The sequence below is a fragment of the Burkholderiales bacterium genome (genome assembly GCA_035560005.1).
Lineage (GTDB): Bacteria > Pseudomonadota > Gammaproteobacteria > Burkholderiales > Eutrophovitaceae > DASRFY01.
On the sequence record DATMAN010000025.1, the window covers coordinates 32,421 to 55,476 of the forward strand.

Sequence of the window (23,056 nt, forward strand, 5' to 3'; positions counted from 1 at the left end):
AGGCGGGACAAGAAGCCGGAAATCGTGGAAATCTCGCCTATAATTCGACAAGGTCCCCGGCCCCGCTTGCCCCCGAGCCACGACCAACCCCGAGCATGATTCCTCCTTCATTCATTCAGGATCTTCTTGCCCGGGTAGACATCGTCGAGGTCATCGATCCCCACGTCCCGCTCAAGAGGACCGGTTCCAACTATTCCGCGCGCTGCCCGTTCCACAGCGAGAAGACCCCCTCCTTTACCGTGAGCCCCGCCAAGCAGTTCTATCACTGCTTTGGCTGCGGCGCGCACGGCACCGCAATCAGCTTTCTGATGGAGTACCACGGCTTGGGCTTCGTTGAGGCGGTCAGGGAACTGGCTGCACGCGCCGGCCTGCAATTGCCCGTGGCGCCGGCGCCCGCCAGTCAGACGTCAGCGCGGCCCGAGGAGGACATTGGCGGCGCGCTGGCACGTGCGGCGCAGTACTACAAGGCGCAACTCAAGCAATCGGAGCGTGCGGTGAACTATCTCAAGGGCCGCGGCCTAACCGGAGAGATCGCGGCGCGCTACGGATTGGGCTATGCCCCGGATGGCTGGCAGTCGCTGGCGTCTGTGTTCTCCGATTACGCGAGCAGCAAGGCACTATCCGCCGCCGGCCTGGTGGTCGACAGCGAAGGGGGGCGCCGCTACGACCGCTTTCGCGACCGCGTGATGTTTCCGATCGTCGATCAGCGCGGCTCGATTGTCGGCTTCGGCGGACGTGTGCTCGATGCCGGCGAGCCCAAGTACCTGAACTCGCCGGAAACCCCGGTATTCGAGAAGGGCAAGGAGCTCTACGGCCTGTTCCAGGCGCGGCAGGCAATCCGCGAAGCTGGTCTGGTGGTGGTAGTCGAGGGCTACATGGATGTGGTGGCGCTCGCTCAGTACGGCGTGGGCTACTGTGTGGCCACGCTGGGCACCGCTACCACGCCTTGGCAGGTGCGCAAACTGCTGCGGCAGGCCGACCGCGTCGTCTATTGCTTTGACGGCGATGCAGCCGGCCGCAAGGCGGCATGGCGCGCGCTCGGAAACAGCCTGGGTTCGCTCGTTGACGGCAAGCAGGTCGCCTTTCTGTTTCTTGCCGAAGGCGAGGATCCCGACAGCTACGTGCGTCGGCACGGGAGCGCCGCGTTCGGGAAGCTGCTGGCGCAGGCGCTGCCGCTTTCGGAATTCATGGTGCGCGAACTGGCGGCCGCGACCGACTTGCGCACCGCCGAAGGCCGGGCCAAGTTCCTTCAGGACGCAAAGCCCCTCGTCAAGCAGGTGTCGGCGCCCATGTTCTCCCTGCTCCTGCGCAAGCAGGTCGCGGAGCTGGCCGGGGTCACGCAGGCCGAACTCGATCAACGTTACGAGATCAAATCATTGTCGCCACGGGTTGCCGAGCGGCGCTCCGCCCCCAAGCCGTCCATCCTGCGCAGCCTCTCCGAGATGTTGGCTTTCCGGCCCGAACTGGCGCGCCTACTCGAGCCGCGCCACCTGGATGCGGCTGCCGAACTCGCTTCGGCCGACCTGCCGGCCCCGGAGCTGGAGTTGCTGCGCGGGCTGATTGCGCTCGGGCGTGAACGCCCCGACATTAGGGGCATCGCCGAGCATTTTCGCGGGACGCCCTTGGAATCCATGGCCCAGCAGGTGGAAGCGGCGAGCCTCGCTTGGGAAGAACGCAAGCTCGATCCGGAGGCGCTGGCTGCCGACGTGGCGGGAGCGTGGGACCAGCTCATGGAGCGGCTGCGTCGCGCCAGGATCTCCGCACTGCTGGAGAAGGCCAGCCGGACGGGGTGGAGCGCGGAGGACAAGGAGTTGCTGCGCAGTCTGCAGCAACGCAACGCGCCCGGTTTTCGGGAAGCAACCCCCGAGTGACGGTGGCTGCGCCGAAGCTTGTATAATCCGCGGTTCGCTTTCGCGGGGGATTTGTAATGGGTTGTTTTTTCAAGGTTAGTTCAGGAATCGAGGGACATGGCTAGGGACAAGCGCAAGGACAGGGAGCAAGACAGGCAGCAGGTCGTCGTGCAGCAGCCGATGGACGCCGAAACCCGACGCATGCGCCTGAAGAATCTCATCGTCCTCGGCAAGGAGCGCGGGTATCTCACCTACGCCGAGATCAACGACCACCTCCCGGATGACATGCTCGATGCTGAACAGATCGAGAACATCATCAGCATGATCAACGACATGGGGATCCAGGTGTACGACGAAGCGCCGGACACTGAAACCCTGCTGATGAACATGAACGAATCGGCCCCGCCGGTCGCGGACGAGGACGTCGTCGAGGAAGCCGAGCAGGCGCTGTCTTCGGTCGATTCGGAATTCGGCCGCACCACCGACCCTGTGCGCATGTACATGCGCGAGATGGGGTCGGTGGAGCTGCTCACGCGGGAAGGCGAGATCGAGATCGCCAAGCGCATCGAAGAGGGGCTGAAGCACATGATCCAGGCGATCTCCGCCTGCCCGATGACGATTGCCGAGATCCTGGAGCTGGCCGACAGAGTCGAGCGCGACGAGCTGCGAATCGATGAAGTCATCGACGGTCTGATCGATCCCAACGCGCCCGAAGAGCAGATCAGCGAAGTATCGGACGAAGCCATGGAAGAGGCGCTCGAGGCGGAGGAAGAAGCCGAGGACGAGGACGGTGCCGCGGTACAGAGCGCCACGCTCCTGCAACTCAAAGCCGACGCCCTGGAGCGCTTCGCCAAGATTCGCACCCTCTACGGCAAGATGACCAAGGCACTCGCCAAGAACGGGCCGAAGAGCCGGGCCTATCTCAAGGCCCAGGAAGAGATTTCCGCGGAGCTCATGCTAATCCGCTTCTCGGCGAAACAGATCGAAGCGCTGTGCGACAGCGTGCGCAAGGTCGTGGACGAAGTGCGCTCCCACGAGCGCACGATCATGGATCTGTGCATTGAGAAAGCCGGTATGCCGCGCGCGCACTTCATCAAGACTTTCCCGGGCAACGAAGACGATTTGAGCTGGGTGGGGCGTGAGGTCGCCGCGCGCAAAGCGTACAGCGACGTGCTGGCGCGCTTTGCGCCGGCCATCATGGAAGCGCAGCAGAAGCTGCTCGACGTGCAGAAGCGCGTGGGCATACCGCTGAAGGATCTGAAGGAGATCAACCGCCAGATGTCAACGGGCGAGGCGAAGGCGCGCCGCGCCAAGCGCGAGATGACCGAGGCGAACCTGCGCCTGGTGATTTCGATCGCCAAGAAGTACACCAACCGGGGGCTGCAGTTCCTCGACCTGATCCAGGAAGGCAACATCGGACTGATGAAGGCGGTGGACAAGTTCGAGTACCGGCGCGGCTACAAGTTCTCGACCTACGCGACGTGGTGGATCCGCCAGGCGATCACGCGCTCCATCGCGGACCAGGCGCGCACCATCCGTATCCCGGTGCACATGATCGAGACGATCAACAAGATGAACCGGATCTCGCGCCAGATTCTGCAGGAGACTGGGCAAGAGCCGGATCCGGCCACGCTCGCCCAGAAGATGGACATGCCCGAGGAGAAGATCCGCAAGATCCTCAAGATCTCCAAGGAGCCGATCTCGATGGAGACGCCGATCGGCGACGACGATGATTCCCATCTTGGAGACTTCATCGAGGACACCGCGACCGTGGCGCCGGTGGACGCGGCGGTGTACACCAGCCTGCGTGATGCCACCAAGGAAGTGCTGGACACGCTCACGCCCAGGGAGGCCAAGGTGCTGCGCATGCGCTTTGGCATCGAGATGTCCACCGATCACACGCTGGAGGAAGTCGGCAAGCAGTTCGACGTCACGCGCGAGCGTATCCGCCAGATCGAAGCCAAGGCGCTCAGAAAGCTGCGCCACCCGTCTCGCTCCGAGCGGCTGCGCAGCTTCCTCGACCCGAATCAGTAGACGGCGAGCCCCGCGAAGTAGAATGGCCGGGAACTTCCCGGCCATTTTGTTCAAGAAGTCGACGGGCCTGTAGCTCAGCCGGTCAGAGCAGAGGACTCATAATCCTTTGGTCCTGGGTTCGAGTCCCAGCGGGCCCACCAATCCTTTCCGTCGGCGAGTCGCGCCTCTAGCGCTCGTCCTCTTCGTCCTCGTCGAATTCCTCTTCCTCGGCGTAGGGGTCTTCCTCCTCGTCCTGCCAAGCGCCCGAATCGATCACGTCATTGACGATGTCTTCCACACGGTCGCGTACGTCCTGCTCCGCATCGCCCGAGACGCCGTCCAGATCGACGTAGGCTTCCTCGTCGTCCTCGATGGTGATCTGCGCGTCGGGCCATTCCTCCTGGAAAGCGTCGAGCAGCATGTCCTTGAAGCGTTCGTACTCTTCGTCGGACACCATTCCCAGCATGTCGCGGGAGGCGTAGTAGGTGATCTCGAGTTTGGATGCCATGACCGTTCCTGGCCAGGGAGAGTGAAATTTACTCTACCAGAATGCCAGGGCGGTGCGGTCCAGCTCGGCGATGGTCGGGCGGCCGAGCAAGGCCAAGGCGAGATCGATCTCGTCGCGCAGGATCGTGAGCGCCCGTTCCACGCCGTTCTGGCCGTTCGCGGCGAGGCCGTATAGCCAGGCGCGGCCGATCATGCAGGCGCTCGCCCCGAGCGCGAGCGCCCTGACCACGTCCGCCCCTCGGCGCACGCCGCCATCGAGCAGGACCGGAACGCGCCCCGCCACCGCCTCCACCACCGCCGGCAAGGCGGCGATCGCGGAGACCGCACCGTCGAGCTGCCGCCCGCCGTGATTGGACACGATGACGCCGTCCAGCCCGTGCTCGACCGCGAGCTTGGCGTCGGCAGGCGAGAGAATGCCCTTGACGAGCACCGGTCCGCCCCACTCGGACTTGAACCAGTCCACATCGCGCCAGCTCACCGTGAGATCGTATTGTCCCGCGATGAACTGGGTGATCGTCACGGCGTCCTTCGACTGGGCGCTGGTGCCGATAAAGTTGCGGAACGTGATCCTCGGTCCGAGCGCGATGTCGAGCAGCCAGCGGTAGTGCAGCGCGAAGTCGAGAATCGTTGCGGCGGTGAAGCGCGGCGGTACCGTGAAGCCGTTGCGGATGTCGCGTTCACGGGGGCCCTGCATCTTGGTGTCCACCGTGAGCACCAGCGCCGAGCAGTTGGCCGCCCTGGCACGCTCGATGAACTGCCTGGTCAACCCGCGGTCGCGCAGCACGTAGAGCTGAAACCAGTTGGGTTCGCTGCCGATGCCGGCGATTTCCTCGATCGAGCAGGTGGCCATCGTGGAAAGGCAGTAGGGCACGTTCACCTTGTGCGCGGCCCGCGCCGCCGCCAGCTCGCCGCGCCGCCACAGCAAACCGGCCAGGCCGGTGGGCGCGAGCACCAGCGGAGCGCCGTAGCGCCGCCCGAACAGCTCCACGCTCTGGTCGCGCACGGAGATGTCGGTCAACGTCCGCGTCACGAAGCGGATGCGCTCGAAGTCGGACCGGTTCGCGCGCAGCGTATTCTCGTCTTGCGCGCCGCCGTCGACGAACTCGAAAACTGCGCGCGGCAGCCGCTTGCGCGCGAGGCGCCGAAGGTCCTCGATGTTGATGGCGTTCATCGGTGCGGCGATCGCTTCCGTCCTCGAACCCGTCCGATCCACCCGCAGCCGTGCGCGCTCCGCAGTTTGCGCATCCGGAGTGCGAAACAGCCCGAACGGTGCTCGCGGCGACGGTTCATGGGCGCACCGGGTTGTCTCCCCAGACCATCGGGGCATCGCGTTGTCTGGCGCGCAGCAGGTCGACCAAGTACAGTGAGGGCGCCATCTCCCACGCCAGTTCGTTGAGCCGCGCAGCCAGCTCCTGGACTTTCTGCGGTTCGCGCTCTGCGCGATTGTCTTCCTCGGAAGGATCGTCCTGCAGGTTGTAGAGCTCGTAGCGGGCCGGCAGCGGCGCGTAGACCATGAGTTTCCACTGGCCGACCAGAATGGCTCCGCGAAACTCCTGCAGATCGATAAGCACTTCCGGGCGCTCACTCGGCTTGCCCTCGGCGATTGCCCCCCAGGCGTCGATGCCGTCGATCGGCTTTACCTGACTTTCGGGATCGAGCCGGGCGCCAGCCAAACGCAGCAGCGTGGGATACAGATCGGTCACGTGGATGCGCTCGGTGACGATGGCGGGCGGGATGCGCGTGGGCGCGCAGATGAATGAAACGACCCGTACCGCGCCCTCGTGCAGGCCCCCGCGCCCGTTGCGGAAGGGACCGTTGTCCGCAACTTTGGTCGCGGCGTCGCCGTCGCCGGTGACGAATCTGTTTCTGACCGCCCCGCCGTTATCGCTGTGGAAGACCAGCACGGTGTCGTTCCACATGTCGCGGCGTTCCAGCGCCGCGACGATGCCGCCCACCGCGTCGTCCAGCGCACTGATCATCGCGTAGTAGGCGCGTCGGTCTTCCGGCTCGACCTCCCGGTAGCGATCGAGATAGGCGCGCGGCGCCTGGTACGGCGCAGCCGGCGCCGGGAGCGCCACGTACAAGAACAATGGTCGTTTCGGATCGTGGCGGCTGATCAGGGCTGCGGCTTCCGCCGCCACGAGCGCGGTGGCGTAGCCGTCCTGCCGAAGCGACTTGCCGTTGCGCTGCCAGTCGGGCAGTCCCAGCGCGTTGGTCTTGCGGAAGCGGTCCGAAAGCGCGGACAGACTACCGTAGAAGTAATCGAAGCCGCGGCCTGTCGGCCAGAATTCCTTGCGGGCGTGACCGAGACGCCATTCCCCGAGTGCGGCTGTGTAGTAGCCGGCCTCCTTCAGCGCGCGCGCGAGGAGCCGTTCGTCGGAAGGGATGCCGTAGCTATTCCAGGGAAGGATGGACAGGGTCTGCAGGCCGTAGCGCATCGGATAGCGACCGGTTAGCAGCGCCGCACGCGTGGGCGTGGAGTGGGGCAGCACATAGAAGCGTTCCAGGCGCGCGCCCTGCTGAGCGAGCCTGTCCAAGTGCGGCGTCCCGGCCCGGCCTCCGTGGTAGCCGACGTCCTTCCAGCCGAGGTCGTCGGCCAGAATGTAGACGATGTGCGGCTGCTGCTCCGCCCACGCTGCCGCGGAGCACAGCAGTGCCCCGGCGCACAGCAGGCGCCGGACCGAGCGCTTTGACATGAGGCGTCCCACCGATTTGCGCGGCATGTTACCCGACTCGCGGCCGGGCTTCGCGCGAAGGCGGCGGACGCTGCGCTACAATGGCCGCGGTCATGAGAGATCACGAGGTCATTCTGGACCTGCTCGGGCGCGTGGCGCGGCGTCTGTGGGCCGAGCGGGCACTGCAGGAAATCGGCTTCGGTCTCTCGCTCGTGTTGTTCTCGTTGCTGGCGTACCGGCTCGTGCAGCCTGCGCTCGGCGCCACACCGGGCGGCGCGGTCTCGGTTGCTGGCCTTTCGGCGGTCCTGGGCGCCGGTCTGGCCTGCGTTGCGTGGCGGGCGGGCCTGCGTACCACGCTGGCACAGGCGGCGGCGGCGGTCGATGCGCGCGCGCGCCTGAAGGATGAGATAAAGACGGCGTACTGGCTCTGCGCGCAGGGTGAAACCTCGGCGCTTGCGCAACTGCAGATCGCACGCGCCGCTCGGACCGTCGCGCGACTCGACGCGAGGCGCCTGGCGCCTGCGCGCGCGCCACGCAGTTGGTGGATCGCCGGCCTGCTCGCAGCCGCGCTGTCGGCTACCGGCTTCATTGTCGCGCCGGTGTCGCACTCGTGGGGAATCGATGCGGCGCCGGGTGCATCCGGCACCGGCGCGTCGGGTAGCCTGCGCGCGCTGCTGGATGGTGCACCGCGCGAGGCGGCGATCGAGAAGCTCGAGCGGGCGCTCGCCACGCTCGAGGCCGATAACGCGCCGCTTCAGGAACGCCAACATGCGCTGGCCCAGGCGCGCGAGGCGCAGGAGGAGATCGACATGCGCGCCGTCGCGGCCCGCGAGGCAATGTCACAGCTCGCCTTGGCCATGGCAACGCGTGAAGCACTGCAGCCGGTTGCTCGGGCGCTGCGCGACGGACGGACCGGCGAAGCGCTCGACCTGCTGCAGCGCACAGCCGGAGAAGAGCGCGCGGGAGGCGCTGGCGCCGCGGCGCCATCAGGGCAATTGCAGGAAAACGGCGCCCTGGAGTTCTCCACCGAACGCGCGAGCCGGGAGTTGCGCAACCGGAACCTCGAGCTCAACGAGGACACCTTGAACCGGGTGCTGCGAAACATCCGGGACGCGCAGGCCGTGCTCGAAACGCAGAATCGCGTCAACGAGGTCAGGCGCCAGATGGAGGGCCTGGTGGCTGGGTCTCAAAGAAGCCCGCTGACCGCCGGACGGTTCGACCGCAGAGCCGCCACGCCGAATCCTACGCCCGCGCCGGAAACCGGCGGCGCGGACCTGCAGGCTGGAACCTTGTTCCGCCAAGGCGCGATTGCTCGCGAGGACCGGCAGGATGACGCGCGGGAGGGCAGTATCAGCGGCGCCGCCGAAGGGCACGGCGAAGCGCTGGCCGTCGAAGGCGAGAAGAGCGCGCGGCTGGACGCCAGGCTCAAGCTGGAGACGATGCAGGGCGGGGAGGACAGACCCGGCGAAGTGCTGGCGCAAGCCCCGTGGTACCACGCCGCCACGCAGAGCGCTGCGGCGCAGACCGCATTCGCCGAAGTGCGTGGGCGCCCCCGATTTTCGCGTGCCGGCGTCATGAGCGTGGAGAGCGTGCCACTGCGCGAACGCCAGCTTGTCAAGGACTATTTCATCAACTTGCACGAAAGCGAACAATGAACACCGTCGTCGACCGGCAGATACAAGCTTTCCGCGATCGTTTCGAGCGCGTGCGTCAGGAGATCGGGCGTGTCATCGTGGGCAACGACGAAGTCGTCGCCAATGTCATGACCTGTCTGCTGGCACGGGGACACGTGCTGCTCGAAGGTATACCGGGCGTGGGCAAGACCAAGCTGGTGCAAACCATGGCCGACGTGATGCACCTGAAGTTTTCGCGCATCCAGTTCACGCCCGACTTGATGCCCGGCGACATCGTGGGGACCAACATCGTGCGCGAGGACGACGCCGGCCGGAAGTTCTTCGAGTTCCAGCCTGGTCCTATATTCGCCAACATGGTCCTCGCCGACGAAATCAACCGGGCCACACCCAAGACCCAGTCCGCGCTTCTCGAGGCGATGCAGGAGAACAGCGTTTCCGCCGGCGGCCGCACCCATGCGCTCGACCAGCCCTTTTTCGTGCTGGCCACGCAGAACCCGATCGAGATGGAAGGCACCTATCCGTTGCCCGAAGCACAGATGGACCGCTTCCTGTTCAAGCTCAAGCTCGATTTCCCGGACATGGAGCAGTTGCACACGATCGTCGACCGCACGACCCGGGAGAAGGAGCCGGTCGCCGAGCGGGTGCTGGAAAAGGCGCAGATCCTGGAGATGCGCGAGACGGCGCGCTCCATCCCCGTAGCGCGGCCGGTGCAGGAGTACGCGATCAAGCTTACGCTCGCCACCCATCCGGAGAGCAGCCTGGCGCACGAACTCGCGAAGAAGTACGTACGTTTCGGTTCCAGCCCGCGCGGCACGCAGTCGCTGATTCTCGGGGCCAAGGTACACGCGCTGCGCAACGACCGGGTCTACGTGGCGTGCGAGGACGTGCGAGCGGTCGCGCTGCCCGCCCTGCGCCATCGGGTGCTGCTCAATTTCGAGGCCGAGGCGCAGCGCATCGACACCGACACCATCCTCGATCGCATTCTCGAATGGGTGCCGGAACCGAAGGAGTGAGGGCAATGATCGCGCGTCGGTCCTGGCTGAAGGCTGCCGCCGCGGCAGCGCTGGGATTTCCCGCGTTGTCGCGCGGTTCGCCTGACGCGATCCGCCTCGGACATCTGACGCCGCGTACCGGCTTCCTCGGGCAGATCGGCGAGTACGGCTACAAGGGGGCGCTGCTCGCCGTGGAACAGGCCAACGCCGCGGGCGGCGTGCTCGGGCGCAAGCTCGAGCTACTTGCCGAGGACAGCGTCAATCCGGCCACCGCGGTCAACAAGGCGCAGAAACTCTACGAACGGGATCAGGTGATCGCCACCGTCGGCGAAATCAACTCGGCCTCGGTGGCGGCAATCGCTCAGGTTTCCGCGCGCATGAAGCGCCCGCACTTCAACACCGGCGGCAATTCCGACGAGGTGCGCGGCAGGAACTGCAACCGTTACCTGTTCCACATCGAGGGCAACAACACGATGTACGTGCGTACCATCGGCCAGTGGCTGAAGGAGGCGAACCGGATCCGGGGCGCGAGCTTCTATTTCCTGGTGGCGGACTACGCATTCGGTCACGACCTGTACCGGGCATCGTCGCAATTTCTGGGCGCCAACGGCGGCCTGGAAGCCGGCAAGGACCTGATCGCCACCAACACGCAGGACTTCAGCGCCTACATTCTGAAGATCAGGCAGGCGAAGCCGGACTTCGTTTACTCCTGCCTGGCCGGGATCGACATCACGAATTTCATCCGCCAGTACCGCGAATACAACCTGCCTTTCGAGGTCACCGGTGGCGCCAACGACACCGCCCTGTTCTGGGCTGCCGGCATCGATTCGCTGTCCGGCTACTGGCAGACCATGTGGTACCACGGCCTTGATCTGCCCGGCGCGCGCACCTTTGCCCGGGCCTTTCGTGCCCGCTACGGCATGCCGCCCGACAACGGCGCCTGGGCCGATTACGTCGCGGTGAGGGTGCTGGTGCAGGCGATTTCCGAGACCCGGAGCACCGATGCGGAGAAACTCGTGGACTACTTCGACAAGGGTGCCAGCTTCGACCTGCTCAAGGCGCGCCGCGGCACGTTCGCCAGGAACCACCAGATGCTGCAGGAGATGTACGTAGTGCGCGTGAAGAGCAAGGCAGCCATGCAGGATCAGTGGGATATCTTCGAACTGGTGCGCGAGGTGCCGGGGCCGCGCGACCCGCTGGAGCTGCTTCAGCCCACACAGCAGGAGAATCCCTGCCCGATCGCGGCTTGAGCGGCGTGCCGTGAATCAGAACGCTCCGCTGTTCAACGAGGAGTTCCTGCGCCAGCTGGAACATCTCGCGATCGTCACGCGTCGGCCGGTGGCGGGCCATCTGCGGGGCCATCACCGCTCCCGTCGCACGGGCAGCGGGATGGTGTTCAGCGACTACCGACCCTATTCCCCGGGCGACGACACGCGCAATCTCGACTGGGGCACGTACATGCGGCTCGACCGGCTGATCCTGCGGCTGTTCGAGGAAGAGGGTGATCTGCCGATCTACATCTTCGTGGATTCCAGCCGCTCGATGGGCTTCGGCGGCAAGTTCGACTTCGCGCGGCGCTTCGCGGCGGCGCTGGCCCATATCGGACTGATCAATCACGATCGGGTAAGCCTGGTCAGCTTCGCGGACGGCGTGACGCAGGAAATGCCGGCGCGCCGCGGCAGGAATCAGATGTGGCGCACACTGCATTTCTTGGAACGCATGGAAATCGGCGGCGGCACCAGCCTGCAAGGGGCGTTTCGCGGCTTTTTCGGCGCCACCCGGACCCGGGGTCTGGTCATCATCATTTCCGATTTCCTCGATCGCGCGGGCTACGAGCCGGCTTTCCATCTGATCCGGCAGTTCCGCCATGAAGTGTTTGCACTGCACGTAGTGGCTCGCGAAGAGCGTTCGCCCGCGCTCGGCGAAGAAGTGATCTTGGTCGATGCGGAGGAAGGCGCGGTGGCCGAGGCGCGCGTGACCGCCGATCTGCTGTCCCGCTATCAAGAGACCTTCGATCTGTACTGCGCGGAGGTCGAGGCGTTCTGTCGGGGCCACGGCTGGGGGTATCTGCGGGCGTTTTCAGACGCGCGTTTCGAACAGCTCATGCTCAGGCTGCTGCGCGAGGAGGGACTGCTGCGATGAATGGCGCGGGCATCACGCCGATGCTCGCCGCCGCAGTGCTTATCGCGACCCTGGCGGCGGTCGTGGCGCTGTATCTGCTGCGTCCGCCGGCGCGGCGCTTGCTGGTATCCTCGATTCTGGTCTGGGAACGGCTGCTGCGCACCTCGCGGCGACGCGACGAGCGTTGGCGCTGGTGGCTGTCGCTGGCGCTCGCGGGCGCAATCGCGGCCTTGGTCGCGGCCGCGCTCATCTGGACCGTCATCCCGGCAGGCGGCACCGGTGCGCAACGCCTGCTGATCGTGATCGATAACTCGCCCACCATGGGCACGCGCACCACCGACGGGAGCACCCGTTTCGAGCAAGCCAAGGCGCAGGCGCGGGCGCTGATCGGCGCGCAGCCCGCCGCAGCGCAGATCCTGCTCTCGGACACGATGCGCAGGATTGCGCTGCCCGCCTTCGAAACGCCCGCGGCGGCCATTGACAGGCTGCAAAGCCTTTCCCTCGGCACCGGCTCCGACGTGCGGCCTGTCGGCGCAGCGTCCTCTGGTCGAGCCACACTTCATGTCTTCACCGACGGCGTGCTGCTGCGCGAGTTTCCCGAGCAGGCGCAGATCCACTCGGTATTCGAACCCGTGGAAAACGTCGGCATCACGCGCTTCGAAATCAGACCGCTCCCGCTCCAGCCGGGACGCTACCAGGCCTTCGTGGAAGTGGAGAATGCCGGCGGCAGCGCCAAAGAGGTCGGGATCGCAACGACCGATCGCCTGGGCACGCGGCCCGTGGGGCGCGTGTTGCTGCCGGCACAGGGCAGGCTGGCGCAGGCGTTCGATATCTCGGCGACCGGCAGCGGGCCTATCCGCGTGGCACTGTCCGCGCCGGGCGATGGGTTCGCGCTGGACGACGTTGTCTATGGATTCCTGCCGCAGCGGCGCGCGCTCCGGGTGATTCTGGTGACCGAGTCCAATGCCTACCTCGAGAAGTCGCTGTCGGCGCAGCCGGGGGTGCGGTTGAGCGTCGTGGCGCCGGCCCGGTTCACCGACACGGGCGAAGCGGATGTGTATGTCTTCGACCGCTATGCCCCTTCGCACCGGCCCTCCGCCCCGGCGTTGCTGATCCGACCCGGCCGCGCCGGCTGGCTGCCGCGCTTCGGCCCCGAGGTTATCGAGCCCAGGGTTGCGAGTTGGGAAGGCAGCCATCCGCTGCTGCAGCACTTGTCGCTGCGGGATCTGCATGTCCAGAGCGCGCGCCCGGTACGCTTCGACTCGCCCGAGCTGAAGGTGCTGCTGCGCAGCGCGCGCAACGAAGCGCTGATCGCGGTCGACGAGCACGAGCCGCGACGGCTGCTGGTGGCCTTCGCACTCGCGGAATCGAATTTCGCCCTGCATGCCGACTTTCCAGTCTTTCTGAGCAACGCGGTGAGCTGGCTGACTTCGCTTTCCTTGATCGCCAATCGCCCGCTGGGTTTGGTGGAGCTGCCCCTGAAGGACGCCAAGGTGCTGGCCATGGACGGGACTGAAATTCCGGTCCGGCGCGCCGCAGACGCCATTCGTTTCGAGGCGGCAGCGCCCGGCGTCTACAGCGCGCTGTCCGATCTGGGCCGCACCCTGGTCACGGTCAATCTGCTCGATTCCAAGATTACTCAGGTCAACCGCTCGGTGTTGCAGCCTAGCGCGGGCGACACGTCGCGGGACAGCGCGCCGGCCGGCGCTTTCGACGGTTGGCTTGCTCTCATCCTCGCGGCGCTTGCGCTGCTGATAATCGAATGGTGCACCTACCAGCGCCGCCTGACGATATGACGCGGCCCACATGAGTGTGCAGCTGCAGGCGCTCTGGCCGCTCGCATTCGCCTCGCTCGTGCCCCTCGCTTTGGGGGTCATGCGCTCGAGCCGGAGAAATCTCTCGCGGCGGCACATGGCCGTGTTGAGCGGGGTGCGCGCCGCGGTGATCGTCCTGCTCGTGCTGGCAGCGTGCCGGCCGATCTGGCGCCACTCATCGGATGCGCTCTCGCTCGTCTTCGCGCTGGATGTGTCGAGGAGCGTCTCGCCGACGTTCGTGGTGCGCGCCCTGGACTGGATCGAGCGGATCTATGCGCAGAGCAAGCCGGCGCACGCGCGCGTGGTGGTTTTCGCGGGCCGTCCGGTGACGGTGGAGAACGCCCAACAGGCGCGCGTACTCACCGTGGCGGACAGCGCGGCTGCGCGTGCCGGCATTGCCCGCAACGCCACCGATCTGGAACGCGCACTCGATGCTTCTCTGGTCGCGCTGGAGCGTGACAAGGTCAAGCGCATCGTGCTCCTCAGCGACGGCAACCAGACCGAGGGGGACGTGTGGCGCGTGCTGCCGCGCCTCAAGGAAGCCGGGGTCAGGGTCTATCCGGTGCCAGCCGTGGTGCGCGACGAGGCCGACGTGTGGGTGGACGCGATCGAAGTGCCGGAGGATATCCGTGACCGGGAGCCGATCGCGATCACGGTGCGCGTGTTCAGTCCGCGCGCGGCCGAAGGCAGCGTCGCGCTGATGCGCGGGCCGCTGACCTTGGGAACGAAGCTCTTGCGCCTGCACGCCGGCATGAATTCGGTGCGCTTCGAGGCACGCCTGCCGGGTCCGGGCGTTAGCGTTCTCAGTGCACGCGCGAGCATACCCGGGGACAGCGTGAACGAGAACGATCGCGTGCAGCGCGCGGTCTGGGTCGGGGCACGTCCGCGCGCGCTTTATGTGGAGGGTGGCCTGGACGCAGCGCCCTGGCTGCCCGAGGCGCTGCGCTCGGAAGGCATCCGGGTCGAGCCGCGACCGGCTTCCAGCGTGCCGGCGGAGCCCGCGGCACTCGCCCAATACGACGCGATGATCCTGTCCGACGTGCCGGCGAAGGCACTCACCACGGAGCAGATGCGTGCGCTCGAGTCCTACGTGCGCGACCTTGGCGGTGGGCTGCTGTTCGCCGCCGGCGAGAACACGTTCGGCGAAGAAGGTTATGCGGGAACTCCGGTCGAACGCATCCTCCCCGTGGAGTTCAAAGCGCAGGACAAGCGCAGGGACCTCGCTCTGGTGATCGCTATCGACCGTTCCTACAGCATGAAGGGGCGCAAGATGGAATACGCGAAAGAGGCGGCGCGCGCCGCGCTGGATCTGCTGGAGGAGCAGCACCGGTTCGCGGTGGTCGCCTTCGACTCGCAGCCGCACTTGTCCGTGCCCCTGCAGCAGGTACGCTCGAAAAAGCGCGCCGAAGACCTGATCGGCCGCATCCAGGCGAGCGGACAGACCAACATCTATCCGGCGCTGGGCATGGCGTATCGCATCCTGCAGCAAGTCGAGTCTAAGGCCAAGCACGTGATCCTGCTTTCCGACGGCGATACGCATCCCGCAGATTTCGAGCGCCTGGTGGGGCGGATGAAAGTCGCCGGCATTGTGCTGTCGACCGTTACGATCGGCGAGAGCGGCGACCCGAAGCTCATGGAGGACATCGCGCGATGGGGCGGAGGACGCAGTTATCTCGCCACCAGCGCCGAGGCGATTCCGCAAATCTTGGTGGAGGAGACTCGGAAGACCGTGCGTGAGAACCTCACGGAACAACCGGTGCGCGCGGTGGTAACGCGGCGCCTGGCCGCTCTGTCAGGCATCGATTTCTCCGCTGCGCCTACGCTGCGCGGTCACGTGGCGACTAGGCCGCGGGACACCGCCGAAGTCGCGCTGGCGACCGACAAGGACGCGCCGCTGCTCGTGCGCTGGCAGTACGGACTGGGAAAGTCGGTGATGTTCGCGTCCGACGTGAAGAATCGCTGGGCAGCCGAGTGGCTGCAGTGGAAGGATTACGGGAAATTCTGGGCGCAGCTGGTGCGCGACACCATGCGCCGCGAAGGGCGCGGTGCGCTCGATCTGCGCGCGGCGCGGCAAGGCCGCGAGGCGCTGATCACCCTCAGCGTGCTGGACGAGGCGGGTCGGTTCCGTAACGGCCTTTCGCCTCGCGTGCGCGTTGCCCCGGCCGATCCCGGCTGCGATCTCGTCGCGTTGGAGCAGACCGGACCGGGCTGGTACAGCGCCAGGATCCCGCTGCCCGATGCGCGACTGCTCGTGGTGCAGCTCGTGGCCGGTGGCGGACTTTCCGCGGCGGCTGCGCTGCGCACCGGTCCCGCTGCGGTGGACAGCGCGTTCGAAGCGGAGCTGCGCTCGCTGCCGCCCGATCTCGCCTTGCTCGAGACCATCGCCCGCGAGACCGGCGCAGCGCTCGCCCCGCGGATCGAGGACGTCTTCGAAGCGCGTGGCGACCGCGGCGTGCAGTTGCGCCCCTTGTGGCCATGGCTGTTGGCGGCCGCCCTGCTGCTCTATCTGGGCGACCTGTTCGTGCGGCGCGCTCCGTTGGCGTGGAGGCTGCTGGGCAGCTGACCGCGCTCGAGCACGTCGCGCGCGACTTTCACGGGCCAATCGCGCTCGTGTTCTCGCTTTGCGGGCAGAGGGCGCCGGGCTGCCACGCGTTAATCCCCGGCACACCGTGCGCGCGAGACACTGCCCGCGAACAGGGGCAGCTTATGACGGTCTTCGCGGCGCGCGCGGTGCCCTTCTGGCCGCCAACGCGGACTTTGGACTCTGGATCGAATCGAACCAATGCATCGCGCGGGTCCCAGGCCGGCACAGAGGATGCTTTTCAGGCCAGCGGAAGGGCGTGCGGCGTGCCGGGCGCCGGCGACCCGGGAGATCGCGGAGGTAGCCAATGACCAAAATCCTGCAGCGCAATGTGCGGTTGATCGCTCAGTTTTCCGTCCTGTTGTGTCTTGCGGCGTTCGTCGTTGTCACGGCCGCTGCGGCCGATGCCGGGCGCATCAAGGTCGCGAGAGGCACCGCCGAAATCGAACGCGGGGGTGCACGGCTACCGGCGACGGTGGGGATGGCGGTGCGAGTCGGAGACACCGTGGTCGCCGGCGACGACGGCGCGGTTGGAATCGCTTTTCAGGACGACAGCCTGCTTTCGATCGGCCCGAACAGCGTTCTTGCGATCGACCGCTTTGTGTTCGACGCCAACACCCACCGGGGCGAGTTCGATGCTTCGCTCAAACGCGGCACTCTGACCGCGGTGTCCGGAAAACTCGTCAAGGAGCGCCCCGAATCGATGCGAGTGAATACGCCGGCTGCCGTCATGGCCGTGCGCGGCACCCAGTTCGCGGTCAAAGTCTCCAACTTCTCCGGCAAATAGACGATGCGCAGGGCACTGGCTGTCGTGATGCTCGCGGTCGCCCTCGTAGCGTGCGCGACGCAGCGCGGAGCCACGGGGCGGGGGGCGCAACGCGCGACCCACGACGAACCCGAAGCTCTGCGGCCGGACTCTTCCGGGTTTCGCGAAGTCACTCTGATTATCCTGCCCAAGCCTGACGGTGGCGCGGGCTCGGTGGTCGTACGTCGAGGCAAGCAGGAAACGGTGGTGGACAAGCCCTACGCGGCGGCGACCGTCCGCGCTGACGGAACCCTGCAGCCCGCTGCGGTCGACGTCGCGCAGGTGCAAGCCGAGTTCGGCGACACGCTCAACGCCTTGCCCCCTCGTCCGCAAGTACTGATCCTTCACTTCGTGGAGGGTAAGGACGAATTCACTCCTGAGTCGTTGTCGCGTCTGGACGCGGTGCTCGCCGAAATCCAGCGTCGTCCCGCTCCGGAGATCACGGTGACCGGCCACACCGATACCGCCGGTTCCCGGCGATTCAACGACAAGCTGTCGCTGGCCCGCGCGAAGCGCGTGCGCGACGAACTCGTGCGCCGCGGAATCCCGACCGGGCACATCGTTAGCGTCGCCGGCCGGGGCGAGCGCGAGCCGGTCGTGCCCACTGCCGAGGGCGTGACCGAACCCCTCAATCGCAGAGTCGAGATCGGCGTTCGCTAGCTTGCGGCGGCTCGCCGCATTGCTCGAGCTTTGGCGTCGGGACGCGACACCGGATGGCGGCTCGATTCCGATGTTGCCGAGGCACCGTCGTCTTGACGCTGCCGGCTTGCCGGGGGTAGCGTCGCGCGCTTACCGGACTCCACGCAGCGCGGGCCTGATGGCCACCACGCTTTCCCTTCTTGCGGTCGGATTCTTCCTCGGCATGCGGCACGCAACCGATGCCGACCATGTCATCGCCATAACCACCATCGTCAGCCGGCAGCGCTCCATGCGTGGAGCGGCATGGATTGGCGTGCTCTGGGGACTGGGGCACACCCTGACGGTGGCGATCGTGGGCGGGGCCATCATTGTCTTCACCGTGGTCATTCCCCCCCGGGTCGGCCTGGCGATGGAATTCACGGTTGGCGTCATGCTGGTCATTCTCGGCTTTCTGAACCTCACCGGGATCACGCAGTGGGTGCGCGACAACGTCACGCCCCGTTCCGGCCCGATGCATTCCCACACGCACGCCCACGGCGACTACGCGCACGCCCATCCGCACGGTCACGAGGCCGGGAGTCACGGGCACAGCGAAGAGCAGACGCCGCAAGCGTGGCTGGATCGCAAGCTTGGCGGGCTGGGCCTGTACCAGGCGATCCGTCCGATCGTGGTCGGCATTGTGCACGGACTCGCCGGGTCGGCGGCCATCGCGCTGCTTGTGCTCACCGCGATCCAAGATTCCTGGTGGGGAATGGTGTATCTGCTGCTGTTCGGCGTGGGCACGATTGCCGGGATGATGCTGATTACCGCGGCGATCGCACTTCCGTTCGCATACTCGGCCGGGCGTTTTCCGCGCGTCAATGCTTATCTGCGCGTAGCCACCGGGCTGCTCTCTTTCGGTTTTGGCCTGTTCCTCGTCTACTACGTTGGCTATGTCGACGGGCTGTTCAGCGACAACCCGCGCTGGGACCCCAAATAGATTTGCAGTGCACCGAGAAGAAGTCGGTGCTTTCCGACGAGGAGCGCAGGCAGCGGTCAGGCCGCGACAGAGCTAAAACGGCGTTGGCGGTTGCGGCACTCGTCGGCGTCGTCGGGTACGCCGTTCGACACGAACAAGGCGCCCAGCCACCCTCGACGGCTTCCTCCTTTAGGGCCGGTCACCGGTGTGTTGGGCAACCTGCCGAGCGGGCGCGTCGCTCAACGGGGTCCGCGCGGTCGACTATGAGATAGGTTCTAGGAAAGCGAAGCGAGCGTAGACCAGGCTTTCACGGTCAGCACGACGCCGACCACCACGATCAACAGCGAAGTGCTGACCTGAAGTCGCATCGCCCATGGCCCCGCGAGCCAATCCAGGATTCTCTGCCCCACTTTGGCAGCGATCACTCCCACGAGAACCAGCGTCGAACCGAAGCCGACGCTGAACACCACGACCGTACCCAGTCCCAGCATCACCTTGCCTTGCGCCAGGGCGTTGAGCAGGATCGCGAGCGCCGCCGGATCGGGCAGGAGACCTCCCGCAACGCCGAGCCAGAGCAGGATCCACAGGCTGGGCTGGCGGCTGGTGACCAGCCTCATGTCGTGCGTGTGCCTAAAGCCCCAGCCGTGATCGTGCCAGCCGGCTTCTTCGCCGTGTGCGTGATCGCGTCCGTGCGCATGATCGTGAGGGTAGCCGTGGTCATCGTCCGCGTGCGCATGGGCGTGCAGCGCTGCCCGGTGGCCGTGCGCGCCGGCGGCAGCATGCGCGTGCATCACTGGCTGATAGCGCAAAGCACCCGCGCTGCCGCTTGCCAGCTGCAGGGCGAGCACGATCTCGCGCTGAGTCCACAGCGTCCACAGGCCGATCGCTATGACGAGGACAGCGGTGATGACCGCCATCCAGGCTTCGATGCGCTGCGGGATCATCCCGGGCAGGCCGAGCGAGGCCAGCACGCCCACCAGAACGATGCCGCTGGTGTGCGACAGCGTGACGAAGATGCCCAGGATCAGGGCGTCGACCGGCTTGCCACGCGCGCCGACGATGTAGGCGGCGGCAATGGTCTTGCCGTGACCGGGCGTGGCGGCGTGAACGGCACCGATCCAGAAACTGGTGGCGAGATAGACCAGCGCCTCGATCATCGACGTGAGCGGGACATCTCGGCGTCTTCGGGTCTGGCGAGGATAGGGAGGTGCTGCGAGCACTGTCAAGGCGACGGCACCCCGGACTGCTACACTAAAGTAAAGACTGCGGCGTGCGCCGCGCGCGAGGAGGAGCGCTCCGGCGTGCGCCGTCGCAGCGGACAACGGACGATTCGGAGGAGGTCGCGATGCGACGCATCCTGATGCTTGGGCTTCTCTTTCTTGTGACGGGTGTACCCGCCCTCGCGGATACGCGCGCGGGTCTCGAGGCCTACCGGCAAGGGGATTTCAAGGCGGCGATCGAGCACTTCAGAAAGAGCGCGGCGACCGCAGACGCGGTGGCGCAGTTTTACCTGGGCGAGTGCTATTTCAACGGCCGCGGCGTACCGCAGGACTTCGCGGAAGGCATTCGCTGGTACGCCAAGGCGGCCGAGCAGGGGCATCTCGAAGCCCAGGAAATGCTCGGCGGGATTTACTTCTCGGGCAAGGGCGTGGCCGTGGACTACGGGCTGGCCGCGAAGTGGTATCGCGGTCCAGCCGAAAAAGGCAAGGCGGACGTGCAGTACCTGCTTGGCTACCTCTACGATCAGGGCAAAGGCGTGAAGCAGGACTACGCCGAGGCCGCGAAGTGGTATGCAAAGGCCGCCGAACAGGGTCACGCCGACGCGCAGGAAGCACTGGCATTGCTTTATTTCTATGGGCGCGGCGTGGCGCAGGACTATGGGCAGGCGGCGCGTTGGTATCGGAAGGTCGCCGAGCGCGGCAAGGCCTACGCGCAGTATCTGATGGGATGGATGTACGAGAACGGCCGCGGGCTCGAACACAATCCGGCACAGGCCCTCGAGTGGTATCGCAAGGCTGCGGAGCAGGGGGACGCGAAGGCGCAGGCGAGCCTGGGTTTTCTCCTTTATCACGGCAAAGGCACTGCCCAGAATCCCGCCGAAGGCGTGAAGTGGTTGAGTAAGGCTGCGGAGCAGAAGGAGACGTCCGCTTACGCCGGCCTGGCGTGGGCGTACTACCAGGGCAAGGGCGTGGCACAGGATTACCCCGCCGCGGCGAAGTGGTTCCGGCAGGCTGCGGACAGCGGAGACATTCAGTCGAAGTACCTGCTGGGGTACTTGTACGAAGAGGGACGCGGGGTCGAGCGCAGCGCAGTCGAGGCGGCGAAGTGGTATCTGGCGGCGGCGCAGGCGGGCAGCCGCGAGGCGATGGAAAGCCTGGGCGCGCTGTATTTCTTCGGACGCGGCGTGGAGCAGAACTACGCGGAGGCGGCCAAGTGGTATCGAGTGCCCGCGGAACAGGGCAGTACCTATGCCCAGTATCTGCTCGGTTACCTGCACGAAGAGGGAAAAGGGGTGGAGCGCAACTATGCCGAGGCGGCCAAGTGGTATGGGCTGGCCGCGCGCAAAGGCGACCCGCGCGCCCAAAGTCACCTCGGTTGGCTTTATTTCGAGGGTAAAGGCGTGGCACAGGACTTCACGGCCGCGTACATGTGGAGCAACCTCGCAGCGGCCAATCTGACCGGCGAAGAGCGCACGCAGGTCGAGAAGGTCCGCGACTACATCGCTTCCAAGCTGCAACCCGCGGAACTGGCGCGCGCGCAGGAAATGGCGCGCAACTGGAAGCCCCAGAATCCGTAGAGCCGCGCTACGCGAGTCGATGCTTCGCGTGCGAGCGCGTGGACGTTCGAGGCGCGCGATGCATCTGTCGTCGAACGGCGACGTGCTGCTGAAAAAGTGGGCGCAGCAAACGGATGGCAAGTCTGAAAACGGGTTTGCGCGAAAGACAACATCCAATCCACAGCCTTATCCACAGATTTTGTGGATTAGTGCGCGCCCGAGGACTCAGCTCTTGCGACAGAAATGTATCGAGTAGTAGCCCAGCCAGCTCCAGGTCGTCGCTCGCACCGGATCTTTTTCTTCGATGCGCCACTGGATTGAGTCCGTAAACTGCTGTAAATCGGGTGGCAGGTAGCCACCGCTTCGAACCGGTAAATTGACGTTGCGAGACGATCAACAACCGATGGAGAGAAGCGATGGCTGGGATTGATGTTAGCGTAAGCAAGGAGTTGCTGCCTGGGCTGTTGGGCAGCCAGGATGGGCTGGCGAAACTGGTGGAAGCGGTGCTGAATCAGATATTGGAGGCGCAGGTGACGGAAGCGCTGGGTGCGGAGCGGCACGAGCGCTCTGAGGAACGGACGGGCTACCGTAACGGTCATCGCGCACGCACGCTCTACACGCGAGTGGGGCCGGTGACGCTGCTGGTACCGCAAACGCGGGACGGCAGTTTCTCGACGGACATCTTCAAGCGCTACCAACGGAGTGAGCAGGCCTTCGTCCTGGCCTTGATGGAAATGGTCGTGCAGGGGGTCTCGACACGCAAGGTGTCGGCGATCACCGAAGAACTGTGCGGAGCGAGCTTCTCCAAATCGACCGTCAGCAGCCTGTGTGCCGGACTCGATGTGCGTGTCCGGGCCTTCAACGAACGGCGACTGGAAGGCGAGTACCCGTTCGTGCTGGTCGATGCCCTGTTCATCCAAAGCCGGCAGGACGACCGCGTCCTGATGCGTACCGTGCTGATTGTCAGCGGGGTGAGGAGCGACGGCTACCGAGAAATCCTCGGTGTGAGGATCGGCGACAGCGAGAGCTTCGCCACCTGGGACGAAACCTTCCGCTGGCTTAAGGGGCGAGGCCTCAAGGGTGTGGCGTTTGTCGTCTCGGACCAGCATAGTGGCCTGAGGGAAGCCGTTGGCAAGCATTTCCACGATGCGACCTGGCAGCGCTGTCAGGTGCATCTGATGCGCAACATTCTGGGCAGCTGCGGCGCGAAGATTCGTGCCGAGGTCTCGGCGGCCGCCAAATTGGTCTTCCAGGCTGCCGATCTGCCGGAAGCCAGACGCCGGCTGGCGGAATTCAGTGAGCGTTTCGCCAAGACCGCCCCCAAGGCGGTAGCCTGCCTGGAAGCCGGGTTCGAAGATGCCATGGCGGTGATAGCCTTGCCGGAGAAGTATCGCAAGCGGCTCAGGACAACCAACATGCAGGAGCGGCTCAATGAAGAAATCCGTCGCCGCGAGCGCGTCATTCGCATCTTCCCGAACGATGAATCGGCCCTGCGGCTGATCGGTGCCTTGCTGGCCGAGCAGAACGAAACCTGGCTGGAACGAAGGTATCTGGACATGCAGGAGTATCACGAATGGGCGGCTGCCTGCGCCGCCGCCCGAGAGGGCAACAACGTTGTTGCCCTCTCGGGCTGAAACCCAATCGTCATTAACCGGCTCGGAGCAGATTTACAGCAAATTTCGGACTTGACT

17 protein-coding genes and 1 tRNA gene are annotated in these 23,056 nt (G+C 65.7%); 14 read left to right on the top strand and 4 right to left on the bottom strand.

Annotated features, from left to right (window positions below):
• The first annotated feature begins 95 nt into the window (after positions 1 to 95).
• From dnaG to VNM24_02585, 3 genes are all read left to right on the top strand, one after another.
• Positions 96 to 1,871: a DNA primase gene (dnaG, locus tag VNM24_02575; GenBank protein HWQ37483.1), complete on the top strand. Its 1,776-nt coding sequence runs from the start codon at positions 96 to 98 to the stop codon at positions 1,869 to 1,871.
• A 96-nt stretch (positions 1,872 to 1,967) separates the two neighbouring features.
• Positions 1,968 to 3,884, top strand: a complete 1,917-nt coding sequence (gene rpoD, locus VNM24_02580; GenBank protein ID HWQ37484.1) for an RNA polymerase sigma factor RpoD — start codon at positions 1,968 to 1,970, stop codon at positions 3,882 to 3,884.
• A 63-nt stretch (positions 3,885 to 3,947) separates the two neighbouring features.
• Positions 3,948 to 4,024, top strand: a tRNA-Ile gene (locus tag VNM24_02585).
• 26 nt (positions 4,025 to 4,050) lie between these two features.
• On the opposite strand, the gene VNM24_02590 is transcribed toward VNM24_02585, so the two are convergent.
• The 3 genes from VNM24_02590 to VNM24_02600 all read right to left on the bottom strand — a co-directional run bounded on the left by VNM24_02590 (position 4,051) and on the right by VNM24_02600 (position 7,066).
• Complete coding sequence (locus VNM24_02590) at positions 4,051 to 4,371, bottom strand: hypothetical protein (protein HWQ37485.1); 321 nt, start codon at positions 4,369 to 4,371, stop codon at positions 4,051 to 4,053.
• Between the two features lie 33 nt (positions 4,372 to 4,404).
• Positions 4,405 to 5,541, bottom strand: a complete 1,137-nt coding sequence (locus VNM24_02595) for an alpha-hydroxy acid oxidase (protein ID HWQ37486.1) — start codon at positions 5,539 to 5,541, stop codon at positions 4,405 to 4,407.
• A gap of 115 nt (positions 5,542 to 5,656) precedes the next feature.
• Complete coding sequence (locus VNM24_02600; protein ID HWQ37487.1) at positions 5,657 to 7,066, bottom strand: arylsulfatase; 1,410 nt, start codon at positions 7,064 to 7,066, stop codon at positions 5,657 to 5,659.
• Positions 7,067 to 7,158: 92 nt separating this feature from the next.
• On the opposite strand from VNM24_02600, the gene VNM24_02605 reads away from it, so the two are divergent.
• The 9 genes from VNM24_02605 (at position 7,159) to VNM24_02645 (ending at position 18,610) form a co-directional block, all read left to right on the top strand.
• Positions 7,159 to 8,700 (top strand): hypothetical protein, encoded by a 1,542-nt coding sequence (locus VNM24_02605; GenBank protein ID HWQ37488.1) that lies wholly within the window; start codon positions 7,159 to 7,161, stop codon positions 8,698 to 8,700.
• Positions 8,697 to 9,692, top strand: coding sequence for a MoxR family ATPase (locus VNM24_02610; protein ID HWQ37489.1), 996 nt, complete (start codon positions 8,697 to 8,699; stop codon positions 9,690 to 9,692). The genes VNM24_02605 and VNM24_02610 overlap by 4 nt, the downstream gene beginning before the upstream one ends.
• Before the next feature lie 5 nt (positions 9,693 to 9,697).
• A complete protein-coding gene (locus VNM24_02615; GenBank protein HWQ37490.1) occupies positions 9,698 to 10,921 on the top strand; it encodes an ABC transporter substrate-binding protein in 1,224 nt (407 codons plus the stop codon).
• Positions 10,922 to 10,931: 10 nt separating this feature from the next.
• On the top strand, positions 10,932 to 11,813 hold the full coding sequence (locus tag VNM24_02620) for a DUF58 domain-containing protein (protein ID HWQ37491.1): 882 nt from the start codon (positions 10,932 to 10,934) through the stop codon (positions 11,811 to 11,813).
• Complete coding sequence (locus tag VNM24_02625) at positions 11,810 to 13,588, top strand: VWA domain-containing protein (protein ID HWQ37492.1); 1,779 nt, start codon at positions 11,810 to 11,812, stop codon at positions 13,586 to 13,588. Before VNM24_02620 ends, VNM24_02625 begins: the two co-directional genes overlap by 4 nt.
• A 10-nt stretch (positions 13,589 to 13,598) precedes the next feature.
• Positions 13,599 to 16,169: a VWA domain-containing protein gene (locus VNM24_02630; GenBank protein HWQ37493.1), complete on the top strand. Its 2,571-nt coding sequence runs from the start codon at positions 13,599 to 13,601 to the stop codon at positions 16,167 to 16,169.
• A 325-nt stretch (positions 16,170 to 16,494) separates the two neighbouring features.
• Positions 16,495 to 16,974, top strand: coding sequence for a FecR domain-containing protein (locus tag VNM24_02635; GenBank protein ID HWQ37494.1), 480 nt, complete (start codon positions 16,495 to 16,497; stop codon positions 16,972 to 16,974).
• A gap of 3 nt (positions 16,975 to 16,977) precedes the next feature.
• Positions 16,978 to 17,652 (top strand): OmpA family protein, encoded by a 675-nt coding sequence (locus tag VNM24_02640; GenBank protein HWQ37495.1) that lies wholly within the window; start codon positions 16,978 to 16,980, stop codon positions 17,650 to 17,652.
• A gap of 157 nt (positions 17,653 to 17,809) precedes the next feature.
• Complete coding sequence (locus VNM24_02645) at positions 17,810 to 18,610, top strand: hypothetical protein (GenBank protein HWQ37496.1); 801 nt, start codon at positions 17,810 to 17,812, stop codon at positions 18,608 to 18,610.
• A 254-nt stretch (positions 18,611 to 18,864) separates the two neighbouring features.
• On the opposite strand, the gene VNM24_02650 is transcribed toward VNM24_02645, so the two are convergent.
• Positions 18,865 to 19,746, bottom strand: a complete 882-nt coding sequence (locus tag VNM24_02650; GenBank protein HWQ37497.1) for a hypothetical protein — start codon at positions 19,744 to 19,746, stop codon at positions 18,865 to 18,867.
• 188 nt (positions 19,747 to 19,934) lie between these two features.
• Between VNM24_02650 and VNM24_02655 the strand changes: the two genes are divergently transcribed.
• Both VNM24_02655 and VNM24_02660 read left to right on the top strand, forming a co-directional pair.
• The gene (locus tag VNM24_02655; protein HWQ37498.1) at positions 19,935 to 21,386 is read left to right on the top strand and encodes an SEL1-like repeat protein; all 1,452 of its coding nucleotides are present in this window, start codon (positions 19,935 to 19,937) and stop codon (positions 21,384 to 21,386) included.
• Between the two features lie 395 nt (positions 21,387 to 21,781).
• Positions 21,782 to 22,999 (top strand): IS256 family transposase, encoded by a 1,218-nt coding sequence (locus tag VNM24_02660; protein ID HWQ37499.1) that lies wholly within the window; start codon positions 21,782 to 21,784, stop codon positions 22,997 to 22,999.
• Positions 23,000 to 23,056 lie beyond the last annotated feature (57 nt).